Genomic DNA, 22,870 nt, shown 5'->3' on the forward strand with positions numbered 1-22,870 from the left:
ATTACAAATCAAACTTCGTTTCATCAAGAAGCTTCATCGCCTTCTCGTGATTCTCTGCAACGGTTTCCAGAGGCAGTTTGTCTGCACGGTAATCGCCCCATGATGCCACCAGCTCAGAGCTTGATACGCCCGGCTTCACTGGATCTTCATAGTTCAATTCCGCGTACATTTTCTGTGCCACGTCTGACGTCAAAAACTCCATCAGTTTTTGCGCATTATCTTTATTAGGTGCGAATTTCGCCATGGCCATGCCACTCACATTTACATGAGCGCCTTGTGCGTTTTGACCTGGGTAGTTCAGGTAAACTGCTTCGGCCCACGCCAACTGCTTTTCATCAGCCAGCATTTTGCCAAGGTAGTAACTGTTGCCCAGAGAAATGTCACACAGACCTTCTGAAATGGCTTTAACTTGCGCTCGGTCGTTGCCCTGTGGCTTACGTGCCAAGTTTGCTTTAACGCCTTCGAGCCATGCCTTTGCTTCTGCTTCACCGTGATTTGCGATCACAGATGAAACCAGTGACACATTGTATGGGTGTTTACCTGAGCGAGTACAGATTTTTCCTTTCCATTCAGGCTTAGCGAGATCCATGTAGTCAAAATCGTTGCCTAATTTACCGACACGGTCACGTGAAGAGTAAACACTGCGAGAGCGCAACGTCAGTGCAAACCAGCGGTCATCGCTATCACGAAACTGCGAAGGAACGTTTTCATCAATCAAGGTGCTATCAACAGATTGAACCAAATCCTTGTTAACCAATTCTTTCAAGCGAGCGATATCAACTGTCAGCAATACATCTGCTGGGCTGTATTCACCTTCTTGTTGAAGCTTTTCTGCCAAACCTTCTTTTGCAAACTTAACGTTTACTTTAATACCGGTTTCCTTGGTGAAGGCATCTAGCATTGGCTCAATCAAAAATGGCTGGCGGTAAGAATAGACATTCACTTCTTCCGCAGCGTTTGCCGCGCCTGCGCCCAAAACTCCTAGCACCAGTGCCGATGCTGACAGCAATTTTTTCATTCCTTGGCTTTCCTAAACTGTAATGAGAACGTTTATCAATGCGATTAGTATACACATCCTTATTTGCTGCGCAACAAAATGTGCGTGAATATAAAGTAAAAAAAAGCCCCGCATTCAATGCGGGGCTCGCTGTGAGGTTAAAGCTAACTCGTTTAACGCTGAAATGTTATCTCACGCTGACAAATTCAGGGTAAGCATCCACACCACAATCGTGGAAGTCCATGCCTTCAAGCTCTTCTTCCTCGGTGACACGGATACCCATGGTGGCTTTCAGTACAGACCAGACCACGAGGCTTGCACCAAATACCCAAGCGAAAATAACCGCCGCACCGAACAGCTGAGCACCAAACGATGCATCTGCATTGCTGAATGGCACAACCATCAAGCCGAACAGACCACATGTACCGTGTACCGAAATGGCACCTACCGGGTCATCAATCTTCACTTTGTCTAGACCAACGATACTAATAACAACTAATGCACCTGCCAAGCCACCAATAACCAAGGCCGCCACTGGCGATGGTGACAATGGGTCAGCTGTGATGGCGACCAAGCCTGCCAATGCGCCATTCAGAACCATGGTCAGGTCAGCTTTGCCCCACGTTGCTTTACAGACACCCAGCGCAACCAAAGCACCTGTCGCTGCCGCAGCATTGGTATTCAAGAAGATTTGACCCACCGCTGTTGCGTTTTCAAAGTCTGAAATCATCAACTGTGAGCCGCCGTTAAAGCCGAACCAACCGAACCACAGGATAAAGGTACCCAAGGTTGCCAATGGCAGGTTTGAGCCTTGAATTGGATAGATTTGACCGTTCTTGCCGTATTTGCCTTTACGAGCACCTAGCAGCAACACACCCGCCAATGCGGCAGACGCACCTGCCATATGAACGATGCCTGAGCCAGCGAAATCGCTAAAGCCTGCTTCTGACAAGAAGCCACCGCCCCATGTCCAGTAACCTTCCATTGGGTAAATAAAGGCAGTCAGAATCACTGAGAACACCAGGAAAGCCCACAGTTTCATGCGCTCAGCAACCGCGCCAGAAACCACAGACATTGCCGTTGCAACGAAGACGACTTGGAAGAAGAAGTCTGAAGCCAGAGAGTGATCCGCGCCTTCGCTTTGTACGCCAATCAACATACCTAATGACGGCAACCAGCCACCTTCAGAGTTATCGACATACATGATGTTGTAGCCCACCAAAAGGTATGTAGTACAAGCGATGGCATACAAACACACGTTTTTAGTTAGTATTTCAGTGGTGTTTTTTGAACGAACCAAGCCCGCTTCTAACATGGCAAAGCCTGCGGCCATCCACATTACCAGCGCACCAGAAATCAAGAAGAAAAAGGTATCGAGTGCATAACGCAACTCTGTAACAGTGGTTGATAATTCCATTTTCAATACTCCCTTAAACCTTAAATTGCTTCCGCATCCATCTCGCCCGTACGAATACGTACCGCTTGCTGGAGGTCATAAACAAAAATCTTTCCATCACCAATCTTGCCGGTCTGCGCCGCCTTGCTGATTGCTTCGATAATCTCATCGACATTTTCGCTGTGCGCTGCAATTTCCAGCTTCACTTTCGGCAGAAAATCGACTTGATATTCTGCGCCGCGATACAGCTCTGTGTGTCCTTTTTGACGACCAAAGCCTTTCACTTCAGATACTGTCATTCCATCAACACCGACTTCGGCGAGTGCTTCACGCACGTCATCGAGCTTAAATGGCTTGATAATCGCATTGATAAGTTTCATTCCCGTCTCCTTGAAGAACCATATTTAAGATGTTCTGTACAAATACATAACAAATCACGTGCCAGTTTTTATTATTAATAAAATACAATGAGTTAACTTAATATCAGTTTGAGCGGGAATTCTTTATGCACTAATTTGGTGCGCAGTGTTCACTAATTTCATGCAAGGAATGACGTGCGGGAAATTGATGCACCAATACATGGCGAAGGGAAAAGCAGACAAGGATTAGAAAGGAAATTGGGCATACAGCAGCAATGTGCTGTATTACCCTTAAATCATACTGTTAGCGACCGTATCGACGAATAAAGTCTTGCCATGCCTCTAGCACCAAAAGAAGATCTTCTGGTCCGCAAACTGACACGCTTTCTTCTTCATAAGCATGAAAATCATGCTCTGGCATTTCTTCATCGTGGTTTTCCAGCATTGCATTGGCTTGCACCACGGCTTCTTCTTGGGTCAGTTGCAACAAGAACACTTTACCCGGGCGATTCCACTCGCCTCCGTGTTCAATCACACGGTTAAGGTTTTCCAAAACCCTATCAATTTCAGCGTGATCTGTTGCCAGCTCATCAATTAACCAACGCCCCAGAGCTTCATGCCCCATAGAGAGAGTGACATGAAAGCTGTCGTCTAAAGTATTGCGTCGAAATTCGTAATCCACGTGCTATCCTCGATATCACAACCTTTGCCAGTCGCAGGAATGCTAGGCACGCTGGCAAGTTAGAAAAGTTTGCTCATTTTCAGGATCTCGTCACGCAATGCAACTCAATACCATGATCGCGCGTCAAATCGTCGAACGTGCAATGAAAATCATCGGTCACTCCGTCAATGTCATGAATGAGCAGGGTCTTATTATAGGCTCCGGTGATCCTCATCGCCTGCATCAAAAGCACGAAGGCGCATTATTGACACTGGCAGAGAATCGCGTGGTTGAAATTGATGAAGCAACATCAAATTCTCTCAAAGGTGTTCGCCCAGGAATTAACTTACCTGTCATGTTCAATGGCAATGCCATCGGGGTAGTTGGCATCTCCGGCCCTCCAGAGACAGTGCGAAGTTATGGCGAACTGGTCAAGATGACCGCTGAACTCATTGTCGAGCAAGCCGCACTGATTTCACAAATGCAATGGGACAAGCGTCATCGCGAAGAATTGGTTTTGCAGCTTATTCGCGAATCTGAACTCAATGAGCGCCAGTTACTCTCCATTGCTCAGCGCTTAGAGCTGAATTTAGAACAACCTAGGGTTGCTGCCGTGGTGAGGCTTATCCCCAACAAAGCCAATGCACTCTCTTTAGAGCATCTTCAATCTATGGTTCACATGCTCGAAAATCCGGAACGGGATAACCTAGTGGGTATCACTTCAGTCTCTCGTAACGAGATTGTCGTCCTCAAGCCTATATTGACGAACAATGGTGAGTGGTCTCACCAATCCGAACAGAAAAAAGTACGGGCTTTACTCAAACGAGTCAGTTCTCAACAGGCTTTCCGCGTTCAGATAGCTTATGGCGGTTACTTTCCTTCTTTTCATGGGCTTGCTCGTTCTTTTCAGACAGCGAGCGCAACACTAGCCACAAGCAGACAGCATGAAAGCGTGCTTTACTACGAAGATCATACTCTTCCGGTCTTACTCAGCGCGATGCCGGAAGACGATTGGCGTACGCGGCACCTCAATGAGCCCATGACATTGCTGGTCAATAAAGACGGTCGAGGCGCGCTCATTAAGACCCTGGCTTCGTTTTTTGAACAGAATTGTGATTTAGTTCAAACGAGCGAAAATCTTCATATTCACCGCAACACTCTGCGCTATCGCCTACAACGCATATCTGAAATAACGTCTTTAGATATCAATAAATTAGAGGATAAAACACACCTCTATTTATCCTTCTTGAAATGGCAGCAAAAAACCTAAATATGTGCAAACGCACAAATTTTTGCGTTTTTTACCCGCCAACATCTGGTCGTTTGCCTAAAGCTTGATACTGACAGTCAACGTACAGTGTCGACAGTTTTTCGTTTCAGCCGAGAAGTATGAGATGACCGAAGTATCTACCTTGGGCGCCCTCGCTGCCCTGATTGTTTCTATTACCCTGATCTTAAGAAAAGTTCCGCCAGCTTATGGCATGATCATTGGCGCTTTAGTGGGCGGTTTGGTCGGTGGTGTTTCATTAACCGAAACCGTGTCACTCATGATTGGTGGCGCACAAGGGATAGTCACTGCTGTTCTGCGTATTCTCGCAGCTGGCATATTGGCTGGCGTGCTGATCGAATCTGGCGCAGCAACCACCATTGCCGAAACCATCGTTAAAAAAGTCGGTGAAACACGCGCCCTGCTAGCATTGGCTGTAGCGACCATGATCTTGACGGCTGTCGGCGTGTTTGTTGATGTGGCAGTTATTACCGTCGCGCCCATTGCGCTGGCGATTGCGCGCCGTGCCGACCTTTCCAAAATGGCTATTTTGCTCGCAATGGTCGGAGGCGGTAAGGCGGGCAACGTGATGTCACCAAACCCAAATGCCATTGCGGCGGCTGATGCATTCAATGTTCCCCTGACATCCGTGATGGCTGCTGGTGTCATTCCAGGTCTATGCGGGATGATCGTAGCTTACTTCATCGCATTAAAACTGAAAAACCGGGGCAGCAAGGTAGAAGCCCATGAAGTGGTAACTGTCGACCTAAGTCGCCTACCATCTTTCGCCACCGCCATGGTCGCGCCGCTAGTCGCAATTTCATTACTGGCACTTCGCCCTATCGCGGGTATCAACATCGACCCGCTTATCGCCTTGCCATTGGGTGGTTTACTAGGTGCGCTAGCCATGCGCCGCGCACGTGATACGAATCACTTTGCTGTATCAGGGCTGAATCGTATGGCACCTGTGGCTGTCATGCTCCTAGGTACAGGTACTTTGGCGGGCATTATCGCGAATTCAGGCTTAAAGAACGGTCTGATTGACCTGCTCACTACGTCAGGTCTGCCTTCTTATCTGCTTGCACCGTTCTCAGGCGCACTCATGTCCTTGGCCACCGCCTCCACAACTGCCGGTACTGCAGTAGCGAGCAGTGTCTTTGCCAACACTATCCTTGAGTTAGGTGTACCCGCATTGGCAGGCGCTGCGATGATCCATGCTGGTGCAACGGTATTTGACCACATGCCACACGGTAGCTTCTTCCATGCCACGGGTGGTGCGGTTCATATGGATATGAAAGAACGTTTGAAATTAATCCCTTACGAGTCCGCTGTCGGTTTTGTGATTGCTCTGGTCTCTACGTTGATATTTGGTGTGTTTGGCCTGTTTGTATAAGGAAATCTGCTAATGAAAATTGTTATTGCCCCTGATTCATACAAAGAAAGTCTTTCAGCCATGGATGTCGCGACAGCCATTGAGTGCGGATTCCGACGCGTGATGGAAGATGTAGAGATCGTTAAGCTACCGATGGCAGATGGCGGTGAAGGCACGGTGCAATCTTTAGTTGATGCAACGGGTGGACACATCGTCGATGTGAGCGTCACAGACCCTTTAGGCCTGCCTGTTGACGGCTTCTTTGGTTTACTCGGTACTGGCGAGACTGCCGTGATCGAAATGGCCGCGGCTTCCGGCCTACATTTAGTGCCCTCTGCTCAGCGCAATCCACTCCAAACCACCAGCTATGGTACGGGCGAGCTAATCAAAGCGGCACTGGATCATGGTGCAAAACACTTGATCGTCGGCATTGGCGGCAGCGCCACTAATGATGGAGGTGCAGGGATGGCACAGGCATTGGGTGTAAAACTGCTAGACAAAGATGGCAATGCCATCGGTTATGGCGGTGGCTCGCTGGCCAGCCTACATTCCATCGACATGACAGATATAGACCCACGCCTTGCCAGTATTAAACTGGAAGTGGCCTGTGATGTAGACAATCCTTTATGTGGTGAAAAAGGTGCATCAGCAATTTTTGGCCCTCAGAAAGGGGCAACGCCAAGCATGGTCGATACCTTGGATGCCAACTTGTCACACTATGCGGATGTAATAAAAGCGCAGCTAAACCAAGATGTGAAAAACAGCGCTGGTGCGGGTGCAGCGGGCGGCATGGGCGCAGCATTGTTGGGGCTCTTCAACGCCGAGCTTCGACCGGGTATTAATATCGTCATGGATGCCGTGGATTTGTCAGCACACGTTAAAGATGCCGATCTCGTGATCACTGGCGAAGGCCGTATCGACAGCCAGACCATTCACGGTAAAACGCCGATTGGCGTCGCTCGCTGTGCCAAGCAATTTGGCGTACCCGTTATCGGTATTGCAGGCAGTATTACCCAAGACAGTGTGGTGGTTTACGATCATGGCATAGATGCCCTGTTCAGCGTGGTATCAGGCGCATGCACGTTGGAAGACGCACTGGCTAACGCAAAAGAAAATGTTGAACTAACGGCAGAAAACGTGGCGAGAATGATAAAAATGAGGTTCTAGGAAGAACAGATCCTAGTGCCAAGGAAAAGCTTTAGAGCAATGAGAAATTTAAACATTAACTCAAAGCCCTATGACACAAGACCGATTTATCTCAGAGACAAAAAAGCCTCCACGTCAGGAGGCTTTCTCTTATCTAGCGTCTCGTTTCTCGAGACTCACCACTGATGCTTATACAGCGGTTTGGATAATCACTTCATCCGCTTTCTTGGTGTATTCATCCATACGATGGAAGTTCAGATAACGATACGTATCGGCTGCCGTTGCATCGATTTGCTTCGCATACTCTAGGTACTCTTCAACCGTTGGAATACGGCCAATAATCGCACCTACAGCAGCAAGCTCTGCAGAAGACAGATAAACATTCGCACCAGTACCCAGACGGTTCGGGAAGTTACGGGTAGAGGTAGAAATCACGGTCGCTTTATCAGCCACACGCGCTTGGTTACCCATACACAGTGAACACCCTGGCGTTTCGATACGCACACCCGCACGGCCAAAGATGCCGTAGTAGCCTTCTTCCGTTAGCTGATCACGGTCCATCTTCGTCGGTGGAGCAACCCACAAACGGGTCGACAAGGTGCCGCCAAATTTCTCAAGCAATTTGCCTGCTGCACGGAAGTGACCAATGTTAGTCATGCAGCTACCAATGAAGACTTCGTCAACTTTGTCGCCAGCAACATCAGACAGCAAACGCGCGTCATCAGGGTCGTTAGGTGCACACAGAATTGGCTCTTTAATATCCGCCAGATCGATTTCAATCACTTCTGCATATTCTGCGTCTTTGTCCGCTTCCATCAGTTCTGGATTCGCCAACCATGATTCCATTGCCGTGATACGACGCTCGATGGTACGGCGATCGCCATAACCTTCGCTGATCATCCACTTCAACATCACGATGTTTGACTGAAGGTACTCTGACACAGATTCTTGCGACAGTTTCACCGTACAGCCAGCAGCAGAACGCTCTGCAGATGCATCTGAAAGTTCAAACGCTTGCTCAACCGTGAGATGCTCAACACCTTCGATCTCCAGAATGCGACCAGAGAATGCGTTGATCTTGCCTGCTTTTTCTACGTTAAGCAGACCTTGCTTAATCGCAAAGTAAGGGATCGCATGAACCAGATCACGCAGTGTGATACCCGGCTGCATATCGCCTTTGAAACGCACCAAGATTGACTCAGGCATATCCAACGGCATCACGCCCGTCGCGGCAGCAAACGCCACCAAACCAGAACCAGCAGGGAAAGAAATACCCAGCGGGAAACGGGTGTGCGAGTCACCGCCAGTACCGACGGTATCAGGCAGCAGCATACGGTTCAGCCACGAGTGGATAACACCATCACCTGGACGCAGTGCAACACCGCCACGGTTCATGATGAAATCAGGCAGCGTGTGGTGAGTCACAACGTCAACAGGTTTCGGGTACGCTGAGGTGTGGCAGAAAGACTGCATCGTTAGGTCAGCAGAGAAACCAAGGCACGCCAGATCTTTCAGTTCATCACGGGTCATAGGACCTGTGGTGTCTTGAGAGCCTACTGTGGTCATCTTCGGCTCACAGTAAGTACCAGGGCGAATACCTTGAACGCCACATGCTTTACCTACCATTTTCTGACCAAGGGTAAAGCCCTTATCAGATTCAACAGCAGGCAATGGACGGCGGAACACGTCAGACGGTGAAAGATTCATCGCTTCGCGAGCACGGTCAGTCAAACCACGACCGATGATCAGCGGAATACGACCACCTGCGCGCACTTCATCGTACAGCACGTCAGTTTTCAATGAGAAGGTAGACAACACGTTATCTGTGCCGTGGCTGCATACTTCGCCTTTGAATGGGTATACGTCAATCACATCACCCATGTTCAATTTAGCAACGTCTAGCTCGATAGGCAGTGCGCCTGCATCTTCCATAGTGTTAAAGAAGATAGGTGCGATTTTACCGCCAAGACAGAAACCACCCGCGCGCTTATTAGGCACGTTTGGAATGTCATCGCCCATAAACCAAAGCACAGAGTTAGTTGCAGATTTGCGCGAAGAACCCGTACCAACAACGTCACCGACGTAAACCAGTTGATGGCCTTTTTCTTTCAGGGCTTCAATTTGCTTGATGGGACCTACAACGCCCGCTTGATCAGGTTCGATACCTTCACGAGCGTTTTTCAGCATCGCCAGTGCGTGCAATGGAATGTCTGGACGAGACCAAGCATCAGGGGCTGGGGACAGGTCATCAGTGTTCGTTTCACCGCTCACCTTAAATACGGTCAGCGTAACTTTTTCAGGTACATTTGGCTTGGAAAGGAACCACTCAGCGTCAGCCCAAGATTGCATCACTTGTTGAGCGTAAGCGTTGCCTGCTTTGGCTTTTTCTTCGATGTCATAGAAAGAATCAAACACAAGCAAGGTGTGAGAAAGTGCTTTAGCCGCGATTGGCGCTAACGCGTCATCTTCCAGCATGGCAATCAATGGCTCGATGTTATAGCCGCCTTGCATCGTACCGAGCAGTTCAACCGCTTTTTCTTTACTAATTAATGGTGAGCTCGCTTCGCCTTTCGCGACAGCAGCCAAAAAGCCAGCTTTTACGTATGCGGCTTCATCAACACCCGGTGGAATGCGATTTTCAAGCAGGTCGACAAGGATAGCTTCTTCGCCTGCAGGTGGGTTCTTGAGCAATTCGATTAGGCTTGCGGTTTGCTCCGCATCAAGTGGTTTAGGGACAATACCCTGAGCAGCACGTTCTTCGACGTGTTTACGATAGGCTTCAAGCACGACGTTTTCCTCATTTTGCGGTCCGACCATCGCGGCCAGACATCCTTGGAATTAAGCTCGGCTTGCAGGCACTTTAACGAAACGTAGGGTAACTATCTTTCTATAGTGCCTTGCATGACGAAGCTGGCATGTTATCAGTTTTTAACCAAATTTTAAATTCCAGCGACGGAATGAAACATTTGATTTAATGATGAGAAAGGGAAACCCTCCCTTCCTCTTGGGCCTTTAAAAATCAGTCCCGACTATAAAATAGAACGAATCAAGATCATTTTCTGTACGACCATAGGCGACAATGATAGGGCCTAAAGGTGAATCAACCCCCGCAAATATACTGCCTGCGGTGTAAAACGGTACATCTTTTAGCGAAAAGTCTGGGTTGTTCCACACTCCGCCATACTCAAGCGAAGTTCCTAAATAAACAGGAGATTTAAACAAACCAAAGTCGTTATCCAGCAGACGATATCGATAAACAACTGCACCAAAAGCGATATTGTTTGCCCACAACGAGTCTCGCGGTATACCTGACAGGTTGAGGAACCCCCCTAATTCATGAGGTTCAATGGCAACGCTTCCGACTCGCGCATTAATGGTGCCGTACTTGGCTTTACCATAAACGGTATGTTTACCGATGTTCTTTGCGTAAATGCCCTCGATATTGAGCACACTGGCTTCGGCAATCGCTCGCCCTTCGCTGCTGTCTAATTGATCTCTTGCGTAGCCCAACGACATATTAAGATAGCCGCCACGATTCGGAAAAACACGATTATCCAACGCATCTAACGTCACACTGATATAAGGCATTGCGCGCTGATATTTGAGTTCAGATAACCCACCTGCCAACTCTTCTTCACCATCGATATACCGATAACCCAGCATAAACTCACCCCAAAGCTGAGGTTGCCAACCTATACCAATATCTGCGATGACCTCACTGTAACGAGCATCCAAGGTGAATGTATCTTCGCCCAAATTGGGTTCATCAGAGCGGTAATACGCATCTCGCTCCCGCACTTCCAATCCACCAAGCACTTGCGCAAAGTAAAGCTGATCGGCAGAAAACGGGAGATACAACTCTGCCTGTGCGCGCTTGTCCGTGCCCAGTTCAAAGAGCGTTCTTAGCTCTGCACCATAATCAGTAAGCCCTGTGCTGTTGATACTGACACCGGCAGAGAAATTGGTATCCGACTCAAAGTTATCTTCTAACGCAAAGCGGAAGTCGACAAAGTTAGGCCCCCAGCTTTTTTCTTTGACATCGACCACCAACACATTCTCCTCACCCTGTTGTTCAAGGTGGTAGCGAACCGTTTCAAATCGGTCTAAGGCATAGAGATTCTGGACTGATTGTTCAAGTTTGCCTGAATCCATCCTCCCCGTTTCGAGCGACAACCTCGCTTTGAGGACATCATCTGAAAAGCTGGTATCGTTATTAAGGACAATACTGTCGACGGACAGGATGTCACCATAAGTCATCAATCGACGACGACGCTGCTTTTCCTCAATGTAGGTCTGGTATTGGCCCGAGGTTAACCCCAACTGTTTTAGGGCGTCTTTATGTTCAAATGCCACTAAATAGCCTTTCTCGTAGGCTTCCGGCATACGGTCAAATTCAGTGGTTTCCATGTCTCCGACTTGGGGAGTCAGCAGAATGTCCTCATCACTCATATTGGCAATCTGCTGCTCGGTGCTATTGCGCACCATGTAATTGACCAGCTGATTCATAACAGAAAGATAAGACCCTAGCTCTGCGGCTGGGCTGTAATCGGTGCTGATATCGACGGCGATAACGATGTCAGCCCCCAACGCTTTCGCAACGTCAACAGGCATGTTATTCACCGAGCCACCATCAACGAGATACCGCCCTTCCAGTTCGACTGGTGGCAACGCCCCCGGCACGGCCATACTCGCCAACATGGCTTCGGTGAGCTGGCCATCACCAATCACAACCGGAACAAGTCTTTCGATATCCGTAGCAACTGCACGGTAAGGCACGACCATTTGGTCGAAAGACTCAAAAGAAGGAAGGTTACCCGTAGACTCGCGCAGAATACGGATCATATTCTGCCCCTGAACAATGCCTTGTGGGGTTTTTAAGCTTTTAAAGTCAAAACCAAAGTTAGTGGAGAGGTTATAGCGATCTTCATGCTCTTTATCACGGGTACGGCGATCGCCGCGATAAACGCGATCTTGGTAGCCAGCATTCCAATCGGTGGACTCCATCAGCACCGTGATTTCATCCGCCGTCATGCCAATGGCATATAGCCCACCAACATACGCCCCCATGCTCGTCCCCGCGATATAGTCCACCGGAATACGCATTTCTTCGAGCGCTTTGAGCACGCCAACATGAGCTGCACCCTTCGCACCGCCACCGCCAAGCACCAAACCAACGGTTGGTCTTTGAGAATTTTCTTCTCCAAAAGCTAAAGATGCAGACAACATGGCCGACAACAGCACACCTGCAGTAACCAACCTGCCCTTTAAAAACCTAACTAACATTTTTGCTGCCTTGCAATTTTAATGTTCCATTTACACCAATGATGACGCCGAAGGATAATCGGCACCACGGAGAAAAGCATGTATTTCACGCGGTTAACGATAAAACAAAAACTCATTCTTGCGATGATCACAGCAGTTATTGCTTCAACATCCCTCGTCAGCTTCCTTAGCCTTACCAAAGCCCACGAAATGGTAGAGACCCGTTTGCTCGATAACGAGCTGCCGCTGCTACTCACAAACATCCGCGAAGAAGTGGAGCAAAGTGTCCATCAACTGACGTCTGCTGCTGAACAGCTCGCAGGCATGCCAATGTTGGCATCTGCTGTACAGGCTGCGGGTGACCCTCGAAATAAATCAGATATTATTGAAACGCTTCAGTCTCTGAAACAACAATACCAACTAACCGATGCCTCTGTCGCTAACCGAAGCAACGGAGACTATTGGAACCAGGATGGATTCCTCCGCCAGTTGAAACCAGACGACAGCTCATGGTTCTTCAAATTGGTCAGTAGTGGCAAAGCACGTACCACCAGCGTATACCGTGAAGACAATGGAGACCTAAAACTGTTCGTTAACTACCAACAGCTTAACGGAACATTGCTGGCAGGTCTGTCACGTTCGATGGATAACATGGTCAGATTGATGAACCAATTTACAATCGAACAAAGCGGCTTTGTCTTTATGGTCTCACGAGACGGTCAAGTGCAGTTACACCGAGATTCTTCTCACATGGGCCGCAATAACATCGCTCAAATGTATCAGGGAAATGTTCGTGACCTGTTAAATCAGCGTGACTTTAATCTGGTGTCCACATCGAATGGCGAGCGCGACGTATTGCTAGCGTCGAGCTACATCCCAGACTTAGATTGGTTTGTTGTCGCTGAAGTACCTACTGGCGAAGTCTACGACGAACTCACGAGCACTGCGCAACAAATCATCCTGCTTTCCGTCTTGGTCTGTGCATTAATTGCGGTGGCAGCCGTTTTCTTGGCGTCGACGATTACCCGCCCAATTTCCGACCTTGCCAAAGTATTCCGTGACATTGGCGAAGGAGAAGGCGATCTTCGCCAGCGCCTTGAGGTTAAGGGGAATGATGAAATTGGTCAGCTTGCACAAGGCTTCAATGGTTTCGTCAGTAAAATTCATCAAGTGGTGGGCGATGTCGCTACTACCAGTCAGTCTCTGAACAACTCCGCATCGTTGGTTGCCCAGCAAGCACAGATGACGCAAGACCAGAGCCAAAGTCAGCGTGATCGCACCATGTTGGTGGTCACCGCCATCAATCAAATGGGAGCAACCGTCAATGAGATCGCGGCAAGTGCCGCGCATGCTGCAGATTCTGCCAACAATGCCGCCAATGAAACCACAACGGGTCAAAGCGTGGTGATGTCTGCGCAAGAGAGCATTCAACAACTGGCGAGTGACATGGATAACATGGCCGAAGTGATCCGTAAGTTGGCGGGAAACACTCAGCAGATCGGCGGTATTCTTGATGTGATCCGCGGCGTGTCTGAGCAAACAAACTTGTTGGCACTAAACGCAGCCATTGAAGCTGCACGGGCGGGCGAACAAGGTCGCGGGTTTGCCGTAGTTGCCGACGAAGTCAGAAGCCTTGCTAGCCGTACGGCAGAATCAACCAACGAAATTCAAACCATGATTGATGAGTTGCAGCAAGAAGCGCAGTCTGCGGTGAATGCGATGGAAAGCAGCCAACACCTCACCTCTCAGGGTGCAGAAGCGTCGCAGAATGCGTCCTCCGCTTTGATGCAGATTAACGAGCAGATTGTGCTGATCTCAGACATCAATACGCAGGTGGCAACGGCGACCGAAGAGCAGTCCATCGTGGTTGCGGACATCAACCGCAACATTGAGGATATTAACGTCACAACTCAACAAACGGCAGAAACGGCTGAGCAAATGGCCCAAGCCAGCGATGAACTTCGTGATCTTTCGCACACGCTTGATGAATTGGTGCGTCGCTTTAAGCTTTAAATCGACCGTCATCGACAGATCATAAAACGTAAAAAACGCCGCTATTGCGGCGTTTTTATTGTCTTAAACAACTAATTTAATGTGGAAAAAAGGTTTTATACGCGAAACCCGCTCACCACTTTATCTAATTGACGACTCTTATCAGTCAGCTCACTACAGGCTTTTTCTACGCTCCGCAGGTTTAAAGAAACACGCTGGCCATTTTCAACAATACCGTGGATATTTCTATCTATGTCTTCTGATACTGCCCTTTGTTGAGACGACGCCGTCGCGACTTGGGCGTTTTGGTCATTGATTGTGATGATCATAGAGGAAACAGTATCAAGGTATTCAGACGTTTGCTGAATATGCGACACGGTATCGTTGCTTGCTTCGCTGCTTTCATTCATGGATGAAACCGCATTTTTGGTGCCAGTTTCCAGGCGCTCAATCATATTGCGGATCTCTTCTGTGCTTTGCTGCGTTTTATTCGCCAAGTTACGCACTTCATCGGCAACAACTGCAAATCCACGGCCTTGCTCCCCTGCACGCGCCGCTTCAATGGCTGCATTGAGTGCCAACAGGTTGGTCTGCTCCGCAATACCGCGAATAACATCCACGATTGACGCAATGCTGTCCACATCATGGTTCAGCGAAGTGATCATCACTTGCGATTGTTCAATGCGACTACGTAGCGAAGACATTGCCCCCACTGTACCCGCCACGCTGCTCTGTGCTGCGCCAATTTCTTGTGTGGCGATGCCCGTTGCATCTGCTGCGTCCGACGCATTCTGGCTGATTTGCGTGCTACTCGCGCTCATTTCCTGCACTGCAGCGGCAATCATGTCACTTTCGCGCTGCTGATTTTCCGTTTCCGTCACACTATTTCGAATAGCGGTTTCGATCTGATCAGTATGCTCACGAAGTTGACTCGATGCATCGACGACTTCTTTAATGCTCGCTTGGATTTTTGCGACAAAACGGTTGAATGATTCGCCAAGTTGGCCGATTTCATCCGCTGAACACACAGTCAAACGCTGTGTAAGATCGCCATCGCCTGAGGCGATATTGTCCAATGCTTCACCCATTTCTTTCACGGGTTTAAGAAGTATGTTCGATAGCAAAAGGCTGCCAAGTACCGCGAGAATCAAAGCTCCGATGGTGCCACCAACAATCAAACGCTCAGCTTGAACCGTCGATGCATCAATATCTTGCCTGATGTCAGATGACGCCTGGTTGATCGCTTTCAACAGTCCCTTGAGATCGCGGCGAAGCCCTTCAAATACCTGCTCGATCTCTTGGTAATTATTGGCATATTCTTGAGCTATCGTTTCTGGCTTCAAAATCAAAGCTTCTAAGGCTTCCCCCCACTCTTGGGTATCGTCGACGAGTTGATTCAACATAACTTGATGGCGTGCATCAATCACACCCGCATCAATCACAGTTTGAATCGCCTTCAGTCTCGGAATGGCCTTAGGGGCATTGTCATAAAATTCGAATTTCTGTTTTTCAATCGTTTCTTGAGTCACCCCTTTGGCTAACAACCCTTCAACGCTTCCTAGCATTTGATACAAGTCTCGATAAGCATCATCGATACTTTCAATCGTTGGTTGGATTTTTTCATTCAAGATGGTGTTCAGCGCAACTTGACGTTCAAACGTTTGAAACGTCATCGTCAACACAATAGTGAAAATGGCCGAAACAAAACCAAGGGGGATAAACAACTTGGTACGAAATGACAACTGGTTAACTGACAACATGATTTCCTCGCAGAGCGAATACTTAACGATAATAAAAAGATGATTAAGAAGTGCTTTAGCGTCGATTCGCAAAAATTCGCAAAAGAAGGTGTAGGTCTGCCTTTTCGAACATAGATGTGCGCTTATTTAAGCTGAAGAGGCTTTAAAAACGGGGGTTACACTTAATCACTTACATTTCGCAATGATATCAATTCCGCTCACTGACAAGAAACACAATATGAATAAACGTTGATACAACGCCTAAAAGTACAGTGTACTCTTGGGTATTTTGATACCTTCATTCCTAATTTATTTAGTATGCTCCGTACGCATTTTTACGAGCGCTACGAAAAAAGGAAGATGCTGAATGCTAACCAAAAAAAACGCCTCGAAGAGGCGTTTTCTATTCAATGCGCAGAAAAAGTTACTTTTTCTTTTTCATTGCTTTTGCGTTTGGCAGGTCAGTGATTGAACCTTCAAATACTTCCGCAGCCAAGCCAACAGACTCGTGCAGCGTTGGGTGAGCGTGGATAGTCAGTGCGATGTCTTCTGCATCACAGCCCATCTCAATCGCCAGACCAATTTCGCCCAGCAGCTCGCCACCGTTAGTACCAACAACAGCACCACCGATAACACGGTGTGTGTCTTTGTCGAAGATCATCTTGGTCATACCGTCTGAACAATCAGAGGCGATTGCACGACCAGAAGCAGCCCAAGGGAAAGTAGCAACTTCGTAGTTGATGCCTTCCGCTTTCGCTTCTTTCTCGGTCTTACCTACCCAAGCAACTTCTGGCTCAGTGTACGCAATTGAAGGAATCACTTTCGGGTCAAAGTAGTGTTTCTTACCAGAAATCACTTCTGCCGCTACGTGACCTTCGTGCACACCTTTGTGTGCCAACATTGGCTGGCCAACAACATCACCAATCGCATGGATGTGAGCAACGTTAGTACGCAGTTGCTTGTCTACATTGATGAAACCACGCTCATCAACTTCAATGCCTGCTTTTTCTGCATCAATCAGCTTACCGTTTGGTACGCGACCGATAGCCACCAGCACTGCATCATAACGCGTAGGCTCTGCTGGGGCTTTTTTGCCTTCCATTGAAACGTAAATGCCGTCTTCTTTTGCTTCAACCGCAGTCACTTTGGTTTCAAGCATCAGGTCAAACTTCTTGCTGATACGTTTAGTGAAGACTTTGATGATGTCTTTATCCGCAGCAGGGATAACTTGGTCGAACATTTCAACCACATCAACTTTAGAACCCAGCGCGTGGTATACGGTACCCATTTCTAGACCGATGATACCGCCGCCCATGACCAACAGCTTTCCAGGTACTTCTTTCAGTTCCAGCGCGTCAGTTGAGTCCCAAATGCGTGGGTCTTCATGCGGAATAAATGGCAATTCGATTGGACGAGAGCCCGCCGCGATGATCGCGTTATCGAATTTGATGGTGGTTGCACCATCCGCGCCTTCAACCACGATGGTGTTAGGATCGGTAAATTTACCGTAACCATTGACCACGTTAACTTTACGCATCTTAGCCATACCGCCAAGACCGCCAGTCAGTTGATTAACAACTTTTTCTTTCCAAACGCGGATCTTGTTAATGTCGGTTTGCGGCTCGCCGAAAACAACGCCATGCTCAGACATTGCTTTGGCTTCTTCAATCACTTTTGCTACGTGTAGCAACGCTTTTGAAGGGATACAGCCCACGTTAAGACAAACACCGCCCAGCGTGCTGTATTTTTCTACCAGAACAGTTTCCAGACCCAAGTCCGCGCAACGGAATGCGGCTGAATAACCAGCAGGACCTGAACCCAGTACCACGACTTGGGTTTTGATTTCTTTACTCATTCTGACCTCGTTGTAGTCTTATATCCCTGACAGGCTAAGAGATTAATTTATTTTTCTATGACGGACTGTTATGTAGGAACAGTGTTATTTCACTGCGAGCAGCAAGCCATTGGAAGATGCTCGTTTTGGCTCCACATTTTACAGCCGTGTTAACAAGCTGAAAAATAAAAACCCATAGCCTGTGAGCTATACATCAAATCAGCGTTCGCCATATGCAGACGAACGCTGATTGGGTGTCGTATTACAGTACCAAACGGCGAATATCAGACAGACACTCGTTCAAGTACGTTACGAAACGTGCACCTTCTGCACCATCGATCACACGGTGATCGTATGACAGTGACAGAGGCAACATTAGGCGAGGAACGAAGTCCTTACCATTCCAAACCGGCTTCATTTCCGATTTAGAAACACCCAGGATGCCAACTTCTGGCGCGTTAACAATTGGGGTAAACGCCGTACCACCCAAGCCACCAAGGCTAGAGATAGTAAAGCAACCGCCTTGCATGTCAGACGCAGTCAACTTGCCTGAACGTGCCTTTTTAGACACTTCCATTAGCTCAGCAGACAGCTCGTAAATGCCTTTCTTGTTAACGTCACGGAATACAGGAACAACCAAGCCATTTGGCGTGTCCACCGCGATACCGATGTTTACGTATTTCTTCAGAATCAAGCTTTCGCCGTCGTCAGACAGAGAAGAGTTGAATGAAGGAAACGCTTCCAGTGCTTTCGCAGCCGCTTTCATGATGAACACCAATGGGGTGATCTTCATGCCAGTGTCTTTCTTCGCTTCTACGGCATTCTGCTCTTTACGGAATGCTTCTAGCTCAGTGATGTCTGCGTTATCCCACTGTGTAACGTGCGGGATCATGACCCAGTTACGGTGCAGGTTAGCGCCAGAGATCTTCTTGATGCGAGACAGCGGTTTGATTTCAGTGTCACCAAACTTGCTGAAATCAACTTTCGGCCAAGGCAGAAGACCCAGTGCTGCGCCATCGCCTTTGCCAGATGCAGAGGCTGCTGCGCCAGATTCCAGACGCTTAAGCGCATCTTTCACGTAGCTCTGAACGTCTTCTTTCAGGATGCGGCTCTTACGGCCAGAACCCTTCACTTTCGACAAGTTAACGCCAAACTCACGCGCTAGACGACGAACCACTGGCGATGCATGTGCATATTCGTCGTTATCAACGAAATCTGCTGATGCTGCAGGAGCTGGCGCAGAAGCAGCTTGAGTTGCTGGTGCTGCTGCCGGAGCAGAAGCAACAGGTGCCGCCGCTGCAGGTGCTGGAGCAGCGCCCGCTGCGCCAACGGTCTCAAATACCATGATCAATGAACCGGTAGAGACTTTGTCGCCCGCTGCGATTTTGATTTCTTTCAGTACGCCAGCGAATGGAGCAGGGACTTCCATAGAAGCCTTGTCACCTTCAACAGTGATCAGAGATTGCTCTTCTTCAATGCTGTCGCCAACCGCTACCATGATCTCGGTCACTTCTACTTCGTCACCGCCGATATCAGGAACGTGCACTTCTTTCAGCTCAGCCGCCGCTGGTGCTGCAACAGGAGCCGCTGCCACTGGTGCTGCTGCAACTGCTGCACCAGAACCTGCTGTTTCGAAGATCATGATCAACGAACCGGTAGACACTTTGTCACCCGCGTTCACTTTGATTTCTTTCAGCACACCCGCGAAAGGCGCTGGCACTTCCATTGATGCTTTGTCGCCTTCAACAGTCAGAAGAGATTGCTCTTCTTCAATGCTGTCGCCAACCGCTACCATGATCTCAGTAACTTCAACTTCGTCGCCGCCGATATCTGGCACATGAACTTCTTTCAGTTCAGCGGCCGCAGGTGCTGCTGCAACAGGTGCCGCTGCTGGCGCTTCTGCCGCAGGAGCTGGAGCAGCAGCCGCTGCACCTTCAGCCTCAAAGATCATGATCAGAGAGCCGGTAGAAACCGTGTCGCCTACGACGATTTTGATTTCTTTGACAATACCTGCTTGAGACGCAGGAACTTCCATTGACGCCTTGTCACCTTCAACAGTGATCAGCGACTGCTCTTCTTCAACTTTGTCACCGACGCTAACGAGGATTTCTGTAACTTCAACCTCATCGGCACCGATGTCTGGTACGTTAATTTCGATTGCCATTGATATATGCCTCTTACGCGTACAGTGGGTTGACTTTCTGAGTGTCGATACCGAACTTGGTGATTGCTTCAGCAACCACAGATTTCTCGATATCACCACGCTTAGCCAGTTCAGTCAGCGCAGCAACAACAACGTAGCCTGCGTTAACTTCGAAGTGACGGCGCAAGTTTTCGCGGCTGTCTGAACGACCGAAGCCATCCGTACCCAGCACTTTGAAAGACTCAGAAGGCATGAACGCACGTACTTGCTCTGCGTAGTTTTTCATGTAATCCGTTGCTGCAATCGCTGGTTCAGAGCCCATCACTTGCGTGATGTATGGCACTTTCTGCTCTGCAGTTGGGTTTAGCATGTTGAAACGCTCTGCATCTTGACCTTCACGGGTTAGCTCATTGAATGAGGTAACAGAGTAAACGTCAGACGCTACGCCGTAATCGTCGCTCAAGATCTGCGCCGCTTTACGTACTTCGTTCATGATGGTGCCAGAGCTCATCAATTGAACTTTGTTCGCACCCGCATAAGACTCAAGCTTGTAGATACCTTTGCGAATACCTTCTTCCGCGCCTTCTGGCATGGCTGGCATTGCGTAGTTCTCGTTCATCAGCGTCAGGTAGTAGAACACGTTTTCTTGGTTCTCACCGTACATGCGACGGATACCGTCTTGCATGATCACCGCTAGCTCGTACGCGAACGTTGGATCGTAAGAGATACAGTTAGGGATGGTGTTCGCCTGAATGTGGCTGTGACCATCTTCGTGCTGTAGACCTTCACCGTTCAAGGTAGTACGACCTGCCGTTGCGCCCAGAAGGAAGCCACGTGCTTGTTGGTCACCAGCCATCCACGCCATGTCGCCAACACGTTGGAAGCCGAACATTGAGTAGTAGATGTAGAACGGGATCATTGGCAAATCGTTGGTGCTGTAAGAGGTTGCTGCAGCGACCCATGAAGACATGGCGCCCAGTTCGTTGATACCTTCTTGCAGAACCTGACCAGAGGTTGCTTCTTTATAGTAAGAAACTACGCTGCGGTCTTCAGGCGTATATTCTTGGCCTGATGGGTTGTAAATACCAATTTGACGGAACAGACCTTCCATACCGAAAGTACGTGCTTCGTCGGCAATGATAGGAACGATGTTCTTACCAATACCTTTGTTTTTCAGCAGGATGTTCAGAGTACGAACAAACGCCATAGTGGTTGAGATTTCACGCTTCTGCTCATCAAGCAGTGGTTTGAATTCTTCCACTTCTGGAATAACAAGTGCTTCAGAGAACTTAGGCAGACGCTTAGGCGTATAACCGTGCAGCGCGTTACGACGTGCATGCATGTATTCGTACTCTGCTGAACCTTCTTCCAATTTCAAGTAAGGAAGTGATTTCATGTCTTCATCAGACACAAGCTCTTGCAGGCCCAGACGATCGCGAAGGTGTTGAACATGGGTCATGTCCATTTTCTTCACGCCGTGTGCAATGTTTTTGCCTTCTGCCGCTTCACCCATGCCGTAACCTTTAACGGTTTTCGCAAGGATAACGGTTGGGCGATCAGAGGTTTGCTCGGCATTTTTAAATGCAGCAAATAACTTAGACGGCTCATGACCACCACGCTTCAGCGCGAAGATCTCTTCGTCAGTCATGTCTGCAACCAATGCCAACGTCTCAGGGTATTTACCGAAGAAGTTCGCACGAACGTACGCGCCATCTTTAGACTTAAACGTCTGGTAATCACCATCGATGGTTTCGTTCATCAACTGAAGCAGTTTACCTGTGGTGTCTTTCGCCAGCAGTTTGTCCCAGCCGCTGCCCCAAACAACCTTGATAACGTTCCAGCCAGCGCCTTTAAATAGGCCTTCTAGCTCTTGGATGATCTTGCCGTTACCCATAACTGGGCCGTCAAGACGCTGCAAGTTACAGTTGATCAGGAAACATAGGTTGCCCAGTTTTTCACGAGAAGCGAATGAAATCGCGCCACGTGATTCTGGCTCATCCATCTCGCCGTCACCCAAGAATGCGTAAACGCGTTGAGCACCGGTTTGCTTCAGGCCACGACCTTCCAGATATTTCAGGAAGCGCGCTTGGTAGATAGCAGAGATTGGACCCAGACCCATAGAAACGGTCGGGAACTGCCAGAATTCAGGCATCAGTTTCGGGTGCGGGTAAGAAGGCAGACCGTTACCATCAACTTCTTGACGGAAGTTATCCAGTTGCTCTTCAGTCAAGCGGCCTTCAACAAAGGCGCGAGAGTAGATACCCGGAGAGATGTGACCTTGGTAGTAAACCAAATCACCACCATCCACCTCGTTAGGGGCACGGAAGAAATGGTTGAAACATACTTCGTAGAATGCAGATGCAGACTGGTAAGAAGCCATGTGGCCGCCCAAATCCAAGTCTTTTTTCGATGCACGCAACACGATCATGATCGCGTTCCAACGAATGATAGAACGAATACGACGCTCCAGGTTTACGTCACCTGGATATGCTGGTTCTTTATCCGCAGGGATGGTATTCACATAGTTGGTGGTGATGCCTGTTGGCATATCAACACCATCAAGGCGTGCCTTTTCCATTACTTGCTCAAGTAGGAACTGGGCACGTTCTACACCTTCTTCACGAACGACTGATGCTAGAGCTTCTAACCACTCTTGCGTTTCAAGTGCGTCCACGTCATTTTTCATGACTTCAGACATGGCG

General features: G+C 48.6%; 14 protein-coding genes. 4 read left to right on the plus strand and 10 right to left on the minus strand.

Annotation, left to right across the window (positions count from 1 at the left end):
* Position 1 precedes the first annotated feature (1 nt).
* From AB8599_RS13565 to AB8599_RS13580, 4 genes are all read right to left on the minus strand, one after another.
* Entirely contained in the window at positions 2-1,018 is a 1,017-nt protein-coding gene (locus AB8599_RS13565; protein WP_407331425.1) for a Fe(3+) ABC transporter substrate-binding protein, read from the minus strand.
* Positions 1,019-1,184: 166 nt separating this feature from the next.
* Positions 1,185-2,414 (minus strand): ammonium transporter, encoded by a 1,230-nt coding sequence (locus AB8599_RS13570; protein ID WP_407331426.1) that lies wholly within the window; start codon positions 2,412-2,414, stop codon positions 1,185-1,187.
* A gap of 20 nt (positions 2,415-2,434) precedes the next feature.
* Positions 2,435-2,773, minus strand: a complete 339-nt coding sequence (gene glnK / locus AB8599_RS13575) for a P-II family nitrogen regulator (RefSeq protein WP_002537421.1) — start codon at positions 2,771-2,773, stop codon at positions 2,435-2,437.
* Positions 2,774-3,056: 283 nt separating this feature from the next.
* Positions 3,057-3,434, minus strand: a complete 378-nt coding sequence (locus tag AB8599_RS13580) for a YacL family protein (RefSeq protein ID WP_407331427.1) — start codon at positions 3,432-3,434, stop codon at positions 3,057-3,059.
* A 97-nt stretch (positions 3,435-3,531) separates the two neighbouring features.
* Here AB8599_RS13580 and AB8599_RS13585 point away from each other — a divergent pair, with 97 nt between their 5' ends.
* The 3 genes from AB8599_RS13585 (at position 3,532) to AB8599_RS13595 (ending at position 7,219) form a co-directional block, all read left to right on the plus strand.
* Positions 3,532-4,683 (plus strand): sugar diacid recognition domain-containing protein, encoded by a 1,152-nt coding sequence (locus tag AB8599_RS13585; protein WP_407331428.1) that lies wholly within the window; start codon positions 3,532-3,534, stop codon positions 4,681-4,683.
* 124 nt (positions 4,684-4,807) lie between these two features.
* Positions 4,808-6,073, plus strand: coding sequence for a GntP family permease (locus tag AB8599_RS13590; protein WP_407331429.1), 1,266 nt, complete (start codon positions 4,808-4,810; stop codon positions 6,071-6,073).
* A gap of 12 nt (positions 6,074-6,085) precedes the next feature.
* Positions 6,086-7,219 carry a glycerate kinase gene (locus AB8599_RS13595; protein ID WP_407331430.1) on the plus strand — a complete coding sequence of 378 codons (1,134 nt, stop codon included), beginning with the start codon at positions 6,086-6,088 and terminating at the stop codon, positions 7,217-7,219.
* A 168-nt stretch (positions 7,220-7,387) separates the two neighbouring features.
* On the opposite strand, the gene acnB is transcribed toward AB8599_RS13595, so the two are convergent.
* Together acnB and AB8599_RS13605 are read right to left on the minus strand one after the other, a co-directional pair.
* Entirely contained in the window at positions 7,388-9,985 is a 2,598-nt protein-coding gene (gene acnB, locus AB8599_RS13600; RefSeq protein WP_407333227.1) for a bifunctional aconitate hydratase 2/2-methylisocitrate dehydratase, read from the minus strand.
* Positions 9,986-10,210: 225 nt separating this feature from the next.
* Entirely contained in the window at positions 10,211-12,481 is a 2,271-nt protein-coding gene (locus AB8599_RS13605; RefSeq protein WP_407331431.1) for a patatin-like phospholipase family protein, read from the minus strand.
* 78 nt (positions 12,482-12,559) lie between these two features.
* Between AB8599_RS13605 and AB8599_RS13610 the strand changes: the two genes are divergently transcribed.
* Positions 12,560-14,473: a methyl-accepting chemotaxis protein gene (locus AB8599_RS13610; protein ID WP_407331432.1), complete on the plus strand. Its 1,914-nt coding sequence runs from the start codon at positions 12,560-12,562 to the stop codon at positions 14,471-14,473.
* A gap of 95 nt (positions 14,474-14,568) precedes the next feature.
* Here AB8599_RS13610 and AB8599_RS13615 read toward each other — a convergent pair whose 3' ends face one another.
* From AB8599_RS13615 to aceE, 4 genes are all read right to left on the minus strand, one after another.
* The gene (locus AB8599_RS13615; protein WP_407331433.1) at positions 14,569-16,212 is read right to left on the minus strand and encodes a methyl-accepting chemotaxis protein; all 1,644 of its coding nucleotides are present in this window, start codon (positions 16,210-16,212) and stop codon (positions 14,569-14,571) included.
* Positions 16,213-16,615: 403 nt separating this feature from the next.
* A complete protein-coding gene (gene lpdA / locus AB8599_RS13620) occupies positions 16,616-18,046 on the minus strand; it encodes a dihydrolipoyl dehydrogenase (RefSeq protein ID WP_407331434.1) in 1,431 nt (476 codons plus the stop codon).
* A 241-nt stretch (positions 18,047-18,287) separates the two neighbouring features.
* On the minus strand, positions 18,288-20,189 hold the full coding sequence (gene aceF, locus AB8599_RS13625; RefSeq protein WP_407331435.1) for a pyruvate dehydrogenase complex dihydrolipoyllysine-residue acetyltransferase: 1,902 nt from the start codon (positions 20,187-20,189) through the stop codon (positions 18,288-18,290).
* A 13-nt stretch (positions 20,190-20,202) separates the two neighbouring features.
* Entirely contained in the window at positions 20,203-22,866 is a 2,664-nt protein-coding gene (gene aceE, locus AB8599_RS13630; RefSeq protein WP_407331436.1) for a pyruvate dehydrogenase (acetyl-transferring), homodimeric type, read from the minus strand.
* Positions 22,867-22,870: the final 4 nt, after the last annotated feature.

Source organism: Enterovibrio litoreus (assembly GCF_045679545.1).
Classification (GTDB): domain Bacteria; phylum Pseudomonadota; class Gammaproteobacteria; order Enterobacterales; family Vibrionaceae; genus Enterovibrio.

Coding starts and splice junctions, on each gene's coding strand:
- AB8599_RS13585 (WP_407331428.1), top strand. CDS start 3,532: ATGCAACTCAATACCATGATCGCGCGTCAAATCGTCGAACGTGCAATG.
- glnK (WP_002537421.1), bottom strand. CDS start 2,773: ATGAAACTTATCAATGCGATTATCAAGCCATTTAAGCTCGATGACGTG.
- AB8599_RS13590 (WP_407331429.1), top strand. CDS start 4,808: ATGACCGAAGTATCTACCTTGGGCGCCCTCGCTGCCCTGATTGTTTCT.
- lpdA (WP_407331434.1), bottom strand. CDS start 18,046: ATGAGTAAAGAAATCAAAACCCAAGTCGTGGTACTGGGTTCAGGTCCT.
- aceF (WP_407331435.1), bottom strand. CDS start 20,189: ATGGCAATCGAAATTAACGTACCAGACATCGGTGCCGATGAGGTTGAA.
- aceE (WP_407331436.1), bottom strand. CDS start 22,866: ATGTCTGAAGTCATGAAAAATGACGTGGACGCACTTGAAACGCAAGAG.
- AB8599_RS13595 (WP_407331430.1), top strand. CDS start 6,086: ATGAAAATTGTTATTGCCCCTGATTCATACAAAGAAAGTCTTTCAGCC.
- AB8599_RS13615 (WP_407331433.1), bottom strand. CDS start 16,212: ATGTTGTCAGTTAACCAGTTGTCATTTCGTACCAAGTTGTTTATCCCC.
- AB8599_RS13570 (WP_407331426.1), bottom strand. CDS start 2,414: ATGGAATTATCAACCACTGTTACAGAGTTGCGTTATGCACTCGATACC.
- AB8599_RS13605 (WP_407331431.1), bottom strand. CDS start 12,481: ATGTTAGTTAGGTTTTTAAAGGGCAGGTTGGTTACTGCAGGTGTGCTG.
- AB8599_RS13565 (WP_407331425.1), bottom strand. CDS start 1,018: ATGAAAAAATTGCTGTCAGCATCGGCACTGGTGCTAGGAGTTTTGGGC.
- AB8599_RS13610 (WP_407331432.1), top strand. CDS start 12,560: ATGTATTTCACGCGGTTAACGATAAAACAAAAACTCATTCTTGCGATG.